This window comes from Pseudomonas sp. RL_5y_Pfl2_73, from assembly GCF_963970515.1.
Taxonomy (GTDB): Bacteria; Pseudomonadota; Gammaproteobacteria; order Pseudomonadales; family Pseudomonadaceae; genus Aquipseudomonas.
Genome location: NZ_CAXAPD010000003.1, coordinates 20,506 through 35,221, shown reverse-complemented (window position 1 = coordinate 35,221; position 14,716 = coordinate 20,506). Strand labels below are relative to the sequence as shown.

At 60.5% G+C, this 14,716-nt stretch carries 13 protein-coding genes; 5 read left to right on the top strand and 8 right to left on the bottom strand.

Going from position 1 to position 14,716, the window contains the following annotated elements; all coding sequences use genetic code 11:
• Positions 1-28 precede the first annotated feature (28 nt).
• Positions 29-2,350, top strand: coding sequence for a hybrid sensor histidine kinase/response regulator (locus AACY42_RS03505; protein WP_339476553.1), 2,322 nt, complete (start codon positions 29-31; stop codon positions 2,348-2,350).
• Here the strand turns inward: AACY42_RS03505 and AACY42_RS03500 are convergent.
• The 3 genes from AACY42_RS03500 to msrB all read right to left on the bottom strand — a co-directional run bounded on the left by AACY42_RS03500 (position 2,334) and on the right by msrB (position 3,857).
• Positions 2,334-2,795: a MarR family winged helix-turn-helix transcriptional regulator gene (locus tag AACY42_RS03500; RefSeq protein ID WP_339476552.1), complete on the bottom strand. Its 462-nt coding sequence runs from the start codon at positions 2,793-2,795 to the stop codon at positions 2,334-2,336. The genes AACY42_RS03505 and AACY42_RS03500 overlap by 17 nt on opposite strands.
• On the bottom strand, positions 2,792-3,277 hold the full coding sequence (locus AACY42_RS03495) for a glutathione peroxidase (RefSeq protein WP_003199416.1): 486 nt from the start codon (positions 3,275-3,277) through the stop codon (positions 2,792-2,794). The genes AACY42_RS03500 and AACY42_RS03495 overlap by 4 nt, the downstream gene beginning before the upstream one ends.
• Before the next feature lie 184 nt (positions 3,278-3,461).
• The gene (gene msrB, locus AACY42_RS03490) at positions 3,462-3,857 is read right to left on the bottom strand and encodes a peptide-methionine (R)-S-oxide reductase MsrB (RefSeq protein WP_339476549.1); all 396 of its coding nucleotides are present in this window, start codon (positions 3,855-3,857) and stop codon (positions 3,462-3,464) included.
• A gap of 220 nt (positions 3,858-4,077) precedes the next feature.
• Here msrB and AACY42_RS03485 point away from each other — a divergent pair, with 220 nt between their 5' ends.
• Both AACY42_RS03485 and htpX read left to right on the top strand, forming a co-directional pair.
• Positions 4,078-5,289, top strand: a complete 1,212-nt coding sequence (locus AACY42_RS03485; protein WP_339477050.1) for a pyridoxal phosphate-dependent aminotransferase — start codon at positions 4,078-4,080, stop codon at positions 5,287-5,289.
• A gap of 301 nt (positions 5,290-5,590) precedes the next feature.
• Positions 5,591-6,478: a protease HtpX gene (gene htpX, locus AACY42_RS03480; RefSeq protein ID WP_339476546.1), complete on the top strand. Its 888-nt coding sequence runs from the start codon at positions 5,591-5,593 to the stop codon at positions 6,476-6,478.
• A 388-nt stretch (positions 6,479-6,866) separates the two neighbouring features.
• Here htpX and AACY42_RS03475 read toward each other — a convergent pair whose 3' ends face one another.
• Positions 6,867-7,520, bottom strand: a complete 654-nt coding sequence (locus AACY42_RS03475) for a thiopurine S-methyltransferase (RefSeq protein WP_339476543.1) — start codon at positions 7,518-7,520, stop codon at positions 6,867-6,869.
• Between the two features lie 104 nt (positions 7,521-7,624).
• Here AACY42_RS03475 and AACY42_RS03470 point away from each other — a divergent pair, with 104 nt between their 5' ends.
• Positions 7,625-8,392: a DODA-type extradiol aromatic ring-opening family dioxygenase gene (locus AACY42_RS03470; RefSeq protein WP_339476541.1), complete on the top strand. Its 768-nt coding sequence runs from the start codon at positions 7,625-7,627 to the stop codon at positions 8,390-8,392.
• Between the two features lie 212 nt (positions 8,393-8,604).
• Here the strand turns inward: AACY42_RS03470 and AACY42_RS03465 are convergent, their stop codons facing one another.
• A complete protein-coding gene (locus AACY42_RS03465) occupies positions 8,605-10,278 on the bottom strand; it encodes a DEAD/DEAH box helicase (RefSeq protein WP_003199404.1) in 1,674 nt (557 codons plus the stop codon).
• A gap of 488 nt (positions 10,279-10,766) precedes the next feature.
• Entirely contained in the window at positions 10,767-11,522 is a 756-nt protein-coding gene (locus AACY42_RS03460) for a spermidine synthase (protein WP_339476538.1), read from the bottom strand.
• 142 nt (positions 11,523-11,664) lie between these two features.
• On the opposite strand from AACY42_RS03460, the gene AACY42_RS03455 reads away from it, so the two are divergent.
• Positions 11,665-13,011, top strand: coding sequence for a class II 3-deoxy-7-phosphoheptulonate synthase (locus AACY42_RS03455; RefSeq protein WP_339476536.1), 1,347 nt, complete (start codon positions 11,665-11,667; stop codon positions 13,009-13,011).
• A gap of 120 nt (positions 13,012-13,131) precedes the next feature.
• Here AACY42_RS03455 and AACY42_RS03450 read toward each other — a convergent pair whose 3' ends face one another.
• The gene (locus AACY42_RS03450) at positions 13,132-14,361 is read right to left on the bottom strand and encodes a winged helix-turn-helix domain-containing protein (RefSeq protein ID WP_339476533.1); all 1,230 of its coding nucleotides are present in this window, start codon (positions 14,359-14,361) and stop codon (positions 13,132-13,134) included.
• 64 nt (positions 14,362-14,425) lie between these two features.
• A complete protein-coding gene (locus tag AACY42_RS03445; protein ID WP_003199394.1) occupies positions 14,426-14,644 on the bottom strand; it encodes a DUF1127 domain-containing protein in 219 nt (72 codons plus the stop codon).
• Positions 14,645-14,716 lie beyond the last annotated feature (72 nt).

Below are 14,716 nucleotides of genomic sequence, written 5' to 3'. Positions count from 1 at the left end.
AAGGGAAACGTAAGTGGCTCATCACCCCATGGACATCAAATTCACCCAACGGCTTTCCTACAAGCAGGCCCGCCTGACCGTCCTGGTGGGCTTTGTGTTGGGCACCTTGCTCAGCCTGATGCAGATCGGCATCGATTATGCCAGCGAAGACGCGTCGATCAACCGTGAAATCCTCTCGCTGCTGGAAATCAGCCACAACCCGGCCTCGCGCATCGCCTACAACATCGACGCCGAACTCGCCCAGGAGCTGTCCATGGGCCTGTTGCGCTCACCGGCCATCATCGGGGCCGATCTGGTCGACAACAACAATACCGTGCTCGCCAGCGTCAAGCGGCCCGAGCTGCAAAGCAGCAACCGGTTCATCAGCGACTTCCTGTTCGGCGCCCAGCGTCAGTTCGAGGACCGGCTCTACCTGGATCACCTGCCCGCCGAGTCCCTGGGCACACTGCGACTGGACGTCGACACCTATGCGTTCGGCAGTCGTTTCCTGCGCCGTGCCGAGGTCACCTTGCTCAACGGCTTCGCCCGCAGCCTGATCCTGACCGGCCTGCTGCTGGCTCTGTTCTACGTGATGCTGACCAAGCCCTTGGTGCGGGTCATCCGCGAACTGAGCAGCCGCGATCCGAGCAGCAGCGAACAGAACCACCTGGAATGTCCCTCCGGCCACCAGTCCGATGAAATCGGCGTATTGGTTTCCGTCGCCAACCAACAATTCGAAAATATCTCCACCGAAATCCAGCAGCGGCGCACGGCCGAAAATCGCCTCACCGAATACCTGGCGCAACTGGAGAACATCGTCTCGGCACGCACCGCCGAACTCAAGGCCATCAATGCCCGTCTCAGCCAGTCCAACGAGGAACTGGAAGTGGCCCGGCGCACGGCCCTGGACATGGCCGAAGCCCGCTCTGTGTTCCTCGCCAACATGAGCCATGAGATCCGCACACCGCTCAACGGCCTGCTGGGAATGATTGCCCTGTCCCTGGACGGTCCCCTGACGGCCGAACAACAGCAGCAGCTATCGATTGCCCATGACTCGGGCAAGGTATTGGTCGAACTGCTCAACGACATCCTCGATCTGTCGAAATTCGACGCCGGTCAACTGGAGCTCGAACGCATCCCGTTCGACCTCGGCTCCCTGGTCGAGGACACCGCCAACCTGCTTTCCCAGAACGCGGCCCCCAGTGTCGAGCTGGCCTGCCTGATCGATCCGCAGTTCCCGGCGCAGGTACTCGGCGACCCGACGCGGGTGCGCCAGATCGTCAGCAACCTGCTGTCCAACGCATTGAAATTCACGCGCTTCGGCCGGGTCGACCTGAAGTTGAGTCATTACGAAGGTGGCGTGCGCATCGAGGTCTGCGACACAGGGATCGGTATTCCCCAGGAAGCTCAGGCAAGAATCCTGCAGCCGTTCACCCAGGCCGGCGCCGGGATTACCCGCCAGTTTGGTGGCACCGGGCTGGGCCTGGCACTGACCTACAACCTCTGCGAAGCCATGCAGGGCCGGTTGACCATCAGTTCCGAAGCCGGCTTTGGCAGTCAGTTCTGTGCCGACCTGCCCCTGCCCTGCCATCTCCCGGCCACGCCGGTCGAACCGTTGCGCGGCAACGTCGTCGCCATCACCGCCAACAGCAGCGGGCTGGCCGAGTTGCTGAGCATGCTGTTGCCGGGGTGGGGTCTGGATTATGTGCAACGCACCATCGATGACGGGTTGCTGGGGCTCACGCCCGACGTACTGATTACCGACTGCCCGGAATGCCTGTTCAACCTGCGGCCAACCTTTGACGCACCGATCCTGCTGGTGACCGCCTATGGCAGCTTCATGCCCAGCGCAGAAGCCGCCGCCCTCGCCCCGCTGATACAACAGGCCCGGCCACTGGCGCGCCATGCGCTGTACCAGATTCTGCGGCGCGCCATGCAAAGCGAGGCGACCGTCATCAATGAGACACAGATCGAAACCCTGGCGCCGTCCAAGCGTGGACGGGTGCTGTTGGTGGAGGACAACCCGGTCAACCAACTGGTGGCCAAGGGGATGCTGGTAAAGCTGGGCTGCGAAGTCACCGTCGCGGCCCATGGCGCCGAAGCCCTGGATCAACTGGAACAGCAGGTGTTCGACCTGGTGTTGATGGACTGCAACATGCCGGTGATGGATGGCTACGAGGCCAGCCGACAGATCCGCCAAAGCGGGCGTTGGTCGGACCTGCCGGTTGTCGCCCTGACGGCCAACGCAATGCCCGAGGAACGCGAACGCTGCCGTGCGGCCGGCATGAACGATTACCTGTCCAAGCCATTCCGACGCGAAGAACTGGCGGCAGTGCTGGACCAGTGGGTGCCGACTACGTCAGTGCTTTGATCTGGCCCAACAGGTGATCGAGACCGTCTCGCAACGCTCCGAGGCGGTCCAGATCAACGCCACTGTCACACAACAGGCGGGCCTTGAGCGGACCGACCTGTTCACGCAAGGCTCGCCCTGCCGTCGTCAGGCTCAAGTGCACCTCTCGCTCGTCCCGGGCCGAACGCTGGCGCTGGACCAGGTCCAGCTGTTCCAGGCGCTTGAGCAGCGGCGTCAGCGTGCCGGAGTCCAGCAGCAAACGCTCACCCAGGGCCTTGACCGTCGGCTGTGGCGGGGCCATGTCCTGCCATTCCCACAGCACCAGCATCGCCAGGTATTGCGGATAGGTCAGGCCGAGTTGATCGAGCATTGGCTTGTAGCCACGGATCACTGCACGCGAAGCAGCGTACAGCTTGAAGCACAACTGGCTGTCGAGTTTCAGCGAATCGACTGACAGGTCATTCATTTGAGCAGCGCTTCGATCTCGCCAGTCAGGTCCTGGGGCTTGGTGGTCGGGGCAAAACGCTTGACCACCTGACCGTCCTTGCCGATCAGGAACTTGGTGAAATTCCACTTGATGCCTTTGGACCCCAGCACGCCGGGAGCCCGCTGTTTAAGCTGGACAAACAGGGGATGGGCGTTGGCGCCGTTGACCTCTATTTTCTTGAACAGCGGAAAACTCACACCGAAGTTCAGCTCACAGAACTCGGTGATCGCCCCCTCGTTGCCCGGCTCCTGCTTACCGAACTGATTGCAGGGAAAACCCAACACCACCAGGCCCTGGTCCTTGTAGGTCTGCCACAGTGCCTCAAGCCCCTTGTACTGCGGGGTAAACCCGCACTGGCTGGCCGTGTTGACCACCAGCACTGCCTTGCCGGCGAAATCGGCGAGGGTCTTTTGCTCACCCTTGATGGTGGTGCATGGGATGCTCAGCAGGTTGTCGCTCATGACAAGGCTCCAGATGGGAAGAAGAGGAGTCTGAAGATAGCGAGCAATTAAATTGCATGCAATTTAATTATCGAAAAGCTCCACACAACAGACTGTGGGAGCAAAGCTTGCCCGCGATGAAGACGATGCGGTCTTTCACAGATCCGGGCGCCCTGTTTCGCGAGCAAGCTTTGCTCCCAGCGAATTATTCTCGAGGGACCAGATCCAGGCACACCGAGTTGATGCAATACCGCAAACCCGTGGGCGGCGGGCCGTCGGGGAAGACGTGGCCCAGGTGGGCGTCGCATTTGGCGCAGACCACCTCGGTGCGAATCATGCCGTGGCTGACGTCCCGTACCTCCACCACCGCGCTGCCCTCGATCGGCGCGTAGAAACTCGGCCAGCCACAACCGGAATCGAATTTGGTCTGCGAATCGAACAACGGCTCGTTGCAGCAGATGCAGTGGTACACGCCGTCGGTCTTGGTGGCGTTGTACTTACCGGAAAATGGCCGTTCGGTGCCCTTCAGCCGACAGACGTTGTACTGCTCCGGGTCGAGCATGGAGCGCCATTCTTCAAGAGTTTTGTCCAACTTTTCCATCGTCCTACCTCGGCAATTGAAAAAGCCCGATCCGATGCTTTTCCGCAGATCGGGTGGCACGTATGATTGCGCCTCGTCAGACGCCAGTCTGGCATTCACGTCATGCGCATTCAAACGGATTGTGGCGCCTATGCCGCGTCAGGCCTGGGCACAGACGCAGGATTCCCAGTACGGCCGTTCATACGCCGCCTGGATCGTTCATTTTCGGGAACACATCGCCATGCAGGTCAGCAAATCGAACAAGCTCGCCAACGTCTGCTACGACATTCGCGGCCCGGTGCTCAAGCACGCCAAACGCCTGGAAGAGGAAGGCCATCGCATCCTCAAGCTGAACATCGGTAACCCGGCCCCCTTTGGTTTCGAAGCGCCCGATGAAATCCTCCAGGACGTCATCCGCAACCTGCCGACCGCCCAGGGCTACAGCGACTCCAAGGGCCTGTTCAGCGCCCGCAAGGCCGTGATGCAGTACTACCAGCAGAAGCAGGTCGAAGGCGTTGGCATCGAGGACATCTACCTGGGTAATGGCGTGTCCGAGCTGATCGTGATGTCCATGCAGGCCCTGCTCAACAATGGCGACGAAGTGCTGGTGCCGGCGCCGGACTATCCGCTGTGGACCGCTGCCGTGAGCCTGTCCGGTGGCAACCCGGTGCATTACCTGTGCGACGAACAGGCCGATTGGTTTCCCGACCTGGCGGACATCAAGGCCAAGATCACGCCCAACACCAAGGCACTGGTGATCATCAACCCGAACAACCCGACCGGCGCCGTGTATTCCAGGGAAGTGCTGCTGGGCATGCTGGAACTGGCCCGCCAGCACAACCTGGTGGTGTTCTCCGACGAGATCTACGACAAGATCCTCTACGACGATGCCGTGCACATCTGCACTGCCTCCCTGGCACCGGACCTGCTGTGCCTGACCTTCAACGGCCTGTCCAAATCCTATCGGGTAGCGGGTTTCCGCTCAGGCTGGGTCGCCATTTCCGGTCCCAAGCATCACGCCCAGAGCTACATCGAAGGCATCGACATGCTGGCCAACATGCGCCTGTGTGCCAACGTGCCAAGCCAGCACGCGATCCAGACGGCGCTGGGCGGCTACCAGAGCATCAACGACCTGATCCTGCCCCAGGGCCGTCTGCTGGAGCAGCGCAATCGAACCTGGGAACTGCTCAACGACATTCCTGGCGTCAGTTGCGTCAAGCCGATGGGCGCGCTGTATGCCTTCCCGCGGATCGACCCGAAGGTCTGCCCGATCCACAACGATGAAAAGTTTGTCCTCGACCTGCTGTTGTCCGAGAAGCTGCTGGTGGTCCAGGGCACGGCGTTCAACTGGCCGTGGCCGGATCACTTCCGCGTCGTCACCCTGCCGCGGGTCGATGACCTCGATCAGGCCATTGGCCGGATCGGCAACTTCCTCAAGTCCTACCGTCAATAAGCCAGACAGCGTGCGGGGAGTCCTCACCTCGCACGCTGTTTGATTCAGCAACATATCCGCTCTGCCGACTACGCAAGGCCTTCTACACTAGGGGCTGGACAGCCAATGGGCTCCCGGCTCAACGTTCACGGGGGGGGTAGGCACCATATTTTTTCCTCAGTCACTTTCAGAAAAGTCTTTCAAACATTTAGGACGGCTGTAGGACACAGTTTGAAATAGTCGGCGAGTTGAATAGCCTGCGGCGGCACCTTATATACCCCGCATAACGCTACATCTTTAGCACGAGGAGATTTTCACAACCATGATGCGCATCCTGCTGTTCTTGGCCACTAACCTGGCGGTCGTGCTGATTGCCAGCATCACCCTGAGCCTCTTCGGCTTCAACGGGTTCATGGCGGCCAATGGGGTTGATCTCAACCTCAATCAGCTGCTGATTTTCTGTGCGGTGTTCGGTTTCGCCGGTTCCCTTTTCTCGCTGTTCATCTCCAAGTGGATGGCGAAGATGAGCACCAGCACCCAGATCATCAGCCAACCGCGCACTCGCCACGAACAATGGCTGCTGCAAACCGTCGAGCAGTTGTCCCGCGAAGCCGGTATCAAGATGCCGGAAGTCGGTATCTTCCCGGCCTACGAGGCCAACGCCTTCGCCACCGGCTGGAACAAGAACGACGCACTGGTCGCCGTCAGCCAGGGTTTGCTCGAGCGGTTCTCGCCCGATGAAGTAAAGGCCGTGCTGGCCCACGAGATCGGCCACGTCGCCAACGGCGACATGGTGACCCTGGCACTGATCCAGGGCGTGGTGAACACCTTTGTGATGTTCTTCGCCCGTATCATCGGCAATTTCGTCGACAAGGTGATTTTCAAGAACGAAGAAGGCCAGGGCATTGCCTATTACGTGGCGACCATCTTCGCCGAACTGGTACTGGGCATCCTCGCCAGCACGATCGTCATGTGGTTCTCGCGCAAGCGTGAATTCCGCGCCGACGACGCCGGTGCACGCCTGGCCGGCACCAGCGCCATGATCGGTGCCCTGCAACGCCTGCGCGCCGAGCAAGGCTTACCGGTGCACATGCCCGACACCCTGAATGCCTTTGGCATCAACGGTGGCATCAAGCAGGGCCTGGCTCGCATGTTCATGAGTCACCCGCCGCTGGAAGAGCGTATTGACGCACTGCGTCGTCGGGGTTGATAGCTGGGCTCAAAAAACCGCAGTAATGTTGTTCACTTAGAACAAACGGCGCTTCTTTCAGAAATGGGGAGCGCCGTTTTTTTTGGTTTTGTTGTTTTGGTGTGTATATCCGTTATTTAGGTAACGGCTGCTTATGGTTCCGCTCTTACAGCGGCTCACTTTTGAGAAGCGCAAAAGTAAGCAAAACGCTTCATGCCCCACCACTTCGTGCCCTCGCCTAGGCTCGGCACCGAGTGGTGGGGCAAAGCGCTTTTGGTTACTTTTGGCGCTCTTCCAAAAGTGACCCGCTGTAAGAGCGGAACCCTAAGCCGCCGTTACCGCAGCAACGGATATGTACTCGATCAACAAAATCCAGGCCACCCCCAATGGCATCAGCACAACCACCGCTTCAACCTCTGGACAGCCAATAAACACGCTCATCCAGCCGCTTCACACCTGCCTGCAAAAACTTCCAGCTCTCTCCCAGTACATCCTGTTCCTGCAAGACCTCCAGCCGCCAGACATCCCCCAGCAGCCGCTGCACCTCATCATCCCCGACAGAGAACGGTGGGCCAGGCATTTCATCCTGGTTGTAATCCAAGGTAATCAACAAGCCGACCCCATCGGGCAGGATCTTCTGCAGATGAGCCGCGTACCGTTCCCGCATCGGCACCGGCAACGCGATTAATGCAGCGCGGTCGTACAGTGCCGTGCAATCGGCCACGTCCTGCGGGCCCAGGGCAAAGAAATCACCGCAACGGATTTCGATATCACCGGACCGAAACACCTTGAATGCGCCCTCTTCACTGATGGTCGGCTCAAGCTGATGTTCAAGGAAAAAATCAGTGGCGGCTTTTTCCGACAATTCCACGCCCAACACCGAATACCCCTGGTGGGCAAGCCACAGTAGATCCAGGCTTTTGCCACACAACGGCACCAGCACCCGACTGCCCCGCTCTAACCCCAGTTGCGGCCAGAAACGTTGCAGGTAGGGGTTAACCTCCAGCAAGTGAAAACCAATCTGGTTGGATGACCAGCGCTTGTGCCAAAACTCGGGCTCCATGATTCACTCCAAAGAATTCGATAAAAACGGGTTGAAACTTATATTAGATTTAGATCACTGACCTAACGGAAGATGACCCCATCTTAACGCTCAGGAGTCCCTTCATGCTGCCCAGCCTGTTTATCTCCCATGGCTCTCCGATGCTCGCCCTGGAACCCGGCGACAGCGGTCCGGCATTGGCTCGCCTGGTCGCTCAATTGCCCAAGCCCAAGGCCATCGTCATCGTGTCCGCCCACTGGGAAAGCAATGAACCGTTGGTCAGCGCCAATCCGCAGCCGCACACCTGGCACGACTTCGGCGGTTTTCCACCCGCCCTGTATGAGGTGCGCTACCCCGCGCCTGGCGATCCTCAACTGGCGAGGCAAGTCGCAGACATGCTCAACGCCGCGCACCTGCCGGCACGCCTCGACCTTCAACGGCCGTCCGACCATGGTGTCTGGGTGCCATTATCCTTGATGTACCCCGAGGCCGACATCCCGGTGGTGCAGGTTTCCCTGCCCAGCCGCCAGGGACCGGTGTTGCAGACACAGGTCGGCCAAGCCCTGGCAAACCTGCGCCAGCAGGATATCTTGCTGATCGGTTCCGGCAGCATCACCCATAACCTGCGCGACCTGAACGGGAACGCCGGCCCCGACAGCATTGAGCCCTGGGCCAAGGCCTTTCGCGATTGGATGGTTGAGAAGCTGGCGGCCAACGACGAGACGGCGCTGCATGATTACCGTCGCCAAGCACCGAACGCCGTGCGCAGCCACCCCAGCGATGAGCACTTGCTGCCGCTGTATTTTGCCCGGGGTGCAGGGGGCAAGTTCAGCGTTGCCCATGCAGGGTTCACGATGGGGACGCTGGGGATGGACATCTATCGGTTCGACTGATTGACCGAGTCGCTCCATTCGCGAGCAAGCCCGCCCCAACACTGGACTGCAGCGCACGCAAATACGCCGCTCACTGCAATCACCTGTGGGAGCGGGCTTGCTCGCGAACGGGACAACGCCAATCAACCTGAAGGAACACCAAACGACAGGCGAAAAAAATCCCCGAACCAGTCGGGGATTTTTTATGTTCGATCAATCAGCCCGAGAGCCGATCAATCTTCGCGATAGCGACGCAGCTTAAGCTGCTTGCCTGCCACACGGGTGTCTTTCAACTTGGTCAGCAACTTCTCCAGACCATCTTCCGGCAGCTCTACCAGGCTGAAGCTGTCACGCACCTGGATGCGGCCGATCGCTTCGCGGGCCAGGCCGCCTTCGTTGAGGATGGCACCCAGCAGGTTCTTGGCGGCGATGCCGTCACGGGCACCCAGCGCGGTACGGCAGCGAGCACGGCCTTCGGCCAGCGGGATCGGAGCACGACGCTCGCGATCACCACGGTCCGGACGGTCACCGGTGCGCTCAGGACGATCGCCACGTGGTGCGTTGTTCGGCACCAGGGGACGTTCCTTCTCGATTGCAGCCAGGTTCAGCGCTTGGCCATTGGTGGCTTTGCGCAGCAGGGCGGCGGCCAGGGCGCGTGGGCTGCAACCGATGTCGGCGGTCAGGCGATCGAGCAGATCACCGTGGGTCGATTCGGCGTCAGCCACCAGTGGCGACAGGCTGTTGGTCAGTTTCTTGATGCGGGCATCGAGAACGGCCTGGGCGTCCGGCAGGCGAACCTCAGCAACCTTCTGGCCAGTCACACGCTCGATCACTTGCAGCATGCGGCGCTCACGAGGGGTAACCAGCAGCAGCGCACGGCCTTCGCGACCAGCACGGCCGGTACGGCCGATACGGTGAACGTAGGATTCCGGATCGTACGGCATGTCCACGTTGAATACGTGGGTGATGCGTGGAACGTCCAGGCCACGGGCAGCAACGTCGGTCGCCACAACGATGTCCAGGCGGCCATCCTTGAGGGAGTCGATCACACGCTCACGCTGGTTCTGGGCAATGTCACCGTTCAGCGCAGCGGCTTTGTAGCCTTTGGCTTCCAGGGCGCTGGCCAGGTCCAGGGTCGCTTGCTTGGTGCGCACGAACATGATCAGGGCGTCGAAGTCTTCCACTTCCAGCAAGCTGAGAACGGCAGACGTCTTCTGGTCAGCGTGAACCAACAGGTGAGCCTGTTCGATCGCGGTGACGGTCTGGGTCTTGGTCTGGATCTTCACGTGTTGCGGATCGCGCAGGTGGCGCTCGGCAATGGCACGAATCGATTGCGGCAGGGTGGCCGAGAACAAAACAGTCTGGCGAGTCGCCGGCAGGGCCTTGAAGATGACTTCCAGGTCATCCATGAAGCCCAGCTTGAGCATTTCGTCGGCTTCGTCGAGAACCAGGTGGTTCACGGTGGCCAGGACTTTTTCGTCACGACGCAGGTGGTCGCACAGACGACCCGGAGTGGCGACAACGATCTGCGCGCCATTACGGATGGCTTTCAGTTGTGGGCCCATCGGGGCGCCGCCGTAAACGGCCACAACGGTCACGCCAGGCATTTGCTTGGAGTAGGTTTCGAAAGCGGTAGCTACTTGCAACGCCAACTCACGAGTTGGCGCCAGGATCAGGGCTTGCGGTTCGCGCTTGGCAGGATCGATGCGATGCAGGATCGGCAGGGCGAACGCAGCGGTTTTACCCGTACCGGTTTGCGCCTGACCAATCATGTCGTGGCCGGCCATGATGATCGGAATCGATTGCTGCTGAATCGCCGAAGGTTCTTCGTAGCCGGTCGCAGTGACGGCAGCAAGAATGTTCGGGTTGAGATTAAAAGCGGCGAAGCCGCCGGTTTCCTGGGTCATGGGTCTGCCTCTAAGTGCATCCGCAAAGACCCATGCTCCAAAGCTGCGCATGCCGTGTTGAGACTCAAGAGTCGCCCTGGCTGCTTTGTCGGCGGGGATTTGCGAAAACGAATGAATGAAAAAGAACGTCGTGGAAGCATCCGTTGTGCGGACATGCAACCGAAGCTGACTTCGGGGAATTGCGCTACCTTGACGCGGCCCGGCTAAAGGCCGGCGCGCACTATACCGGAATTCGCCCAAAAAGGGAGCTTTTTTTATTACCAAATCCGGTTATGGGGCTCGCTGTCACAGGGCCTGGGGTTAACGGTACAACCGTATTTTTTACAGAGACCCTGCGTTACGGGAATGGGGTGCTAAAACGGTTCATCTTTACCTGTGGGAGCAAAGCTTGCTCGCGATGCAGGCACCGCGATTTGCGCAGGTACTGAGTTGTGTTCATCGCGAGCAAGCTTTGCTCCCACGACGGGTTGTCACACCTTGGACGGGGCTCAAGTCGCCGGGCGGATCGCCTTGATCAACGACTGCAACGAATAGCCCAGTCGTGGCGCCAGCCCTTCGGCCCTGGCGACCAGTCCTTGCATGTCCAGCTCCTGGTCCAGGTCCGCCGGCACAATCAGGATCACATTACCCTCCTTCACCGGCAGCTCCCAATAATGACGGTTGTACAAACCGCGCAACAGCGCCGCCCCCAATGGCTTGCCGTCATCGGTGGCCCACTGGTTGATCACCAGCCAGCCGCCCGGATTGAGGCGTTTCTGGCAGTTTTCCAGGAAACCCCAGGCCAGGTGCCCGACACCGGGACCGACATCAGTATAGAGGTCAACGAAAATCAAGTCCGCCGGCTCGGCGCTTTCAAGCAGCTCCAGTGCATCGCCGACGCGGATGTACAGTCGCGGATCGTCATCCAGCCCCAGATATTCGATGGCCAGGCGCGGCACGTCGGGGCGCAATTCGATGGCCTCGACATCTTCCAACGGCAGGAACTTGAGGCAGGCCTGGGTCAACGTCCCGGCGCCCAGCCCCAGAAACAGCGCACTTTCCGGCTGCTCGTGACACAACGCACCGATGAGCATGGCGCGGGTATAGTCATATTCAAGCCAGCTCGGATCGGCTGTGAACACGCAACTCTGCTCAATGGCATCGCCAAACTCGAGAAACCGGTAATCGGCCACCTCGAATACGCGAATCATGCCGAACTCGTCATGCACCTCGGCGAGCAAATGCTCGACGCGCTCCTCTGTCATTTCATCTCCTGGTGGTGGTCGTGCCGGCTTGAGCCTGCGTATACGGAACAAAGACGCGATTGTCCGCGAAGCAACCGGAGCAGGTCACGCACTAATTTGCTGATAACATGGCCGTCCGAGCGTAAATCACCTAGAGATCATGATGAGCCAACCCTGGAGCCCTGACAGCTGGCGCGCCCTGCCGATCCAGCAACAACCCCGCTACCCCGACGCCGCGTACTTGTTGCAGGTGGAGCAGACCCTGGCCAGTTATCCGCCACTGGTGTTTGCCGGTGAAGCCCGGGAGTTGCGCCGTCAGTTCGCCGAGGTGACCCAAGGCCGGGCGTTCCTGCTGCAAGGCGGCGACTGCGCCGAAAGCTTTGCCGAATTCTCGGCGGCCAAGATCCGCGACACCTTCAAGGTGCTCTTGCAGATGGCGATCGTCATGACCTTTGCCGCCGGCTGCCCGGTGGTCAAGGTCGGACGCATGGCCGGGCAGTTCGCCAAGCCGCGCTCAGCCAATGATGAGACCATTGACGGCGTGACCTTGCCGGCCTACCGGGGCGACATCGTCAACGGCATCGGTTTCGACGAAAAAAGCCGTGTACCGGATCCGGAGCGGTTGCTGCAGTCCTACCACCAGTCCACCTCCACCTTGAACCTGCTGCGCGCCTTCGCCCAGGGCGGGTTCGCCGACCTGCATCAGGTGCACAAGTGGAACCTGGATTTCATCGCCAATTCGGCCCTGGCGGAAAAGTACAGCCACCTGGCCGACCGCATCGACGAAACCCTGGCATTCATGCGCGCCTGCGGCATGGACAGCTCGCCGCAACTACGCGAAACCAGTTTTTTCACGGCCCACGAAGCGTTGCTGCTCAACTACGAAGAAGCCTTCGTGCGCCGTGACAGCCTGACCAACGACTATTACGACTGTTCCGCCCACATGCTGTGGATCGGCGACCGCACCCGTCAGTTGGACGGCGCCCATGTCGAATTCCTGCGCGGGGTGAACAACCCGATCGGGGTCAAGGTCGGCCCGAGCATGGACCCCGACGACCTGATTCGCCTGATCGACGTGCTCAACCCGCAGAACGACCCCGGCCGGCTGAACCTGATCGCCCGGATGGGCGCCAACAAGGTCGGCGAACACTTGCCGCCGCTGTTGCGCGCGGTGCAGCGTGAAGGCAAGCAAGTGCTGTGGAGCTGCGACCCGATGCACGGCAACACCATCAAGGCCAGCAGCGGCTACAAGACCCGGGACTTTGCGCAGATCCTCGGTGAAGTGAAGCAGTTCTTCCAGGCCCACGAAGCCGAAGGCACCTATGCCGGTGGGATTCACATCGAGATGACCGGGCAAAACGTCACCGAATGCATCGGCGGCGCACGCCCGATTACCGAGGATGGACTGTCGGACCGCTACCACACCCACTGCGACCCGCGGATGAATGCCGATCAGTCGCTGGAGCTGGCGTTTTTGATTGCCGAGACGTTGAAGCAGGTTCGGCGCTAGGCTCTTCTTCGCCTGTTCAATTGCTTCGCGAACAGGCTCGCTCCCACATTAGATCTGCCGCGGACAGCTGTCGTCACCGCAGATCCCTGTGGGAGCGAGCTTGCTCGCGAAATGGCCAGTTCAGTCACCACTTGACTGAGCTAATGCCTGGGCCAGCCGCCCCCCACTCACCCGCTGACAATTGAGCTGCACCCGCTCCAGCCCCAGCCACCGGGCCATGCGCCTCAGGTTCAGCGCCAAGGCCTGCATCCCCTCCTCGTCCAGCCCCGACGCATCCTCGTGCACGGCATGCACGGCCAACTGCCCCAAGGCCCGTTCTGCCCGCAGGTCCACCCGCGCCGCAATGCGTTCGTGGTGCAGGAACGGCAACACGTAATAGCCATACACCCGCTTGTCCACGGGCGTGTAGATCTCCAACCGGTAGCGAAAGTCGAACAACCGCTCGGTGCGACCGCGCTCCCAGACCAGCGAGTCGAACGGCGACAGCAAAGCACTGGCGGCGACCTTGCGAGGAATTTTCGCCGCGGGTCGGCACCAGGCCGGCTGCTTCCAGCCCTGCACCTGGCAGCGCAGCAGTTCCCCGGCCTCCTCCAACTCAGCCAACCGCCCGCGGCTATCGGCCGGAGCGAGGCGAAAGTAGTCGCGCAGGTCTTTCTCGGTCGCAATGCCCAAGGCGTCGGCTGCGTGTAGCAACAAGGCGCGTTGGGCCTGGGCCTCGTCCAGTAACGGTTGCTGCAGGATCGAGGCCGGCAGCACCCGTTCGGGCAAGTCGTAGAGCCGCTCGAACCCGCGCCGCCCCGCCACCGTGACTTCGCCCGCAGCGAACAGCCACTCCAGCGCATGCTTCTCCGCGCTCCAGTCCCACCACGGCCCGGCCTTTTCCTGGCGCGTAGACAAACTGCCAGCACCTAGGGCGCCCTGCTCCTGGACCGACGCCAGGACGCGGCGGATGACATCCTGGCGTTCTTGGCCGAAACGCGCCAACTGCTGATAAATCCCTTCGCCACCCGACGCCCGATTCATGCGCCAGCGCATCAGCGGATACATCGACATCGGCAGCAGCGACGCTTCATGGCCCCAGTATTCGAACAGCGTGCGACGCCTGCCCTGGCTCCAGGCTGCTTGATCGAGCAAATCGCGATTGTAGTGACCGAGGCGAGAGAACAGCGGGAGGTAATGCGAGCGCACCAACGCATTGACTGAGTCGATCTGCAGGACGCCGAGGCGTTCGATCAGGCGGTTGAGGCGCAAGGGTTGCACCGAAGCTGGCGGTGACCGCCCATCGAATCCTTGGGCGGCCAACGCCAGACGCCGGGCCTGTTTGAGGGTAAAGGACAGCGTCGCGGGCATGGAGATCTCCTTCTCTGCTCGCAACTTACCTCAGCAATAAGGGGTTTGTGTAGGAAAGGATGGCTCATTTGTGCATGGGGTCGTCCCAGAACGGCCGAACCACTTCCTGCTCCACGTCGGCACGACTCACGCCAATATCCTTGAGCGCCTCGTCGCTCATTCCGGCCAATAGCTCGCGCTCGTGGTGCAATTCGTACCAGCGGCTAAACTTGTGCAGCAGGGCGCTGACTGAAAAGCCGTGAGAGAGTTTGTCTATCAGTAGATAACCTTTTTGACCTTTCATCGTGATGTCCTCCGTGGGGATGGATCAAGTCTCGCGCTAACGATAAGATCAATCCAACGAATGTTTCTTATG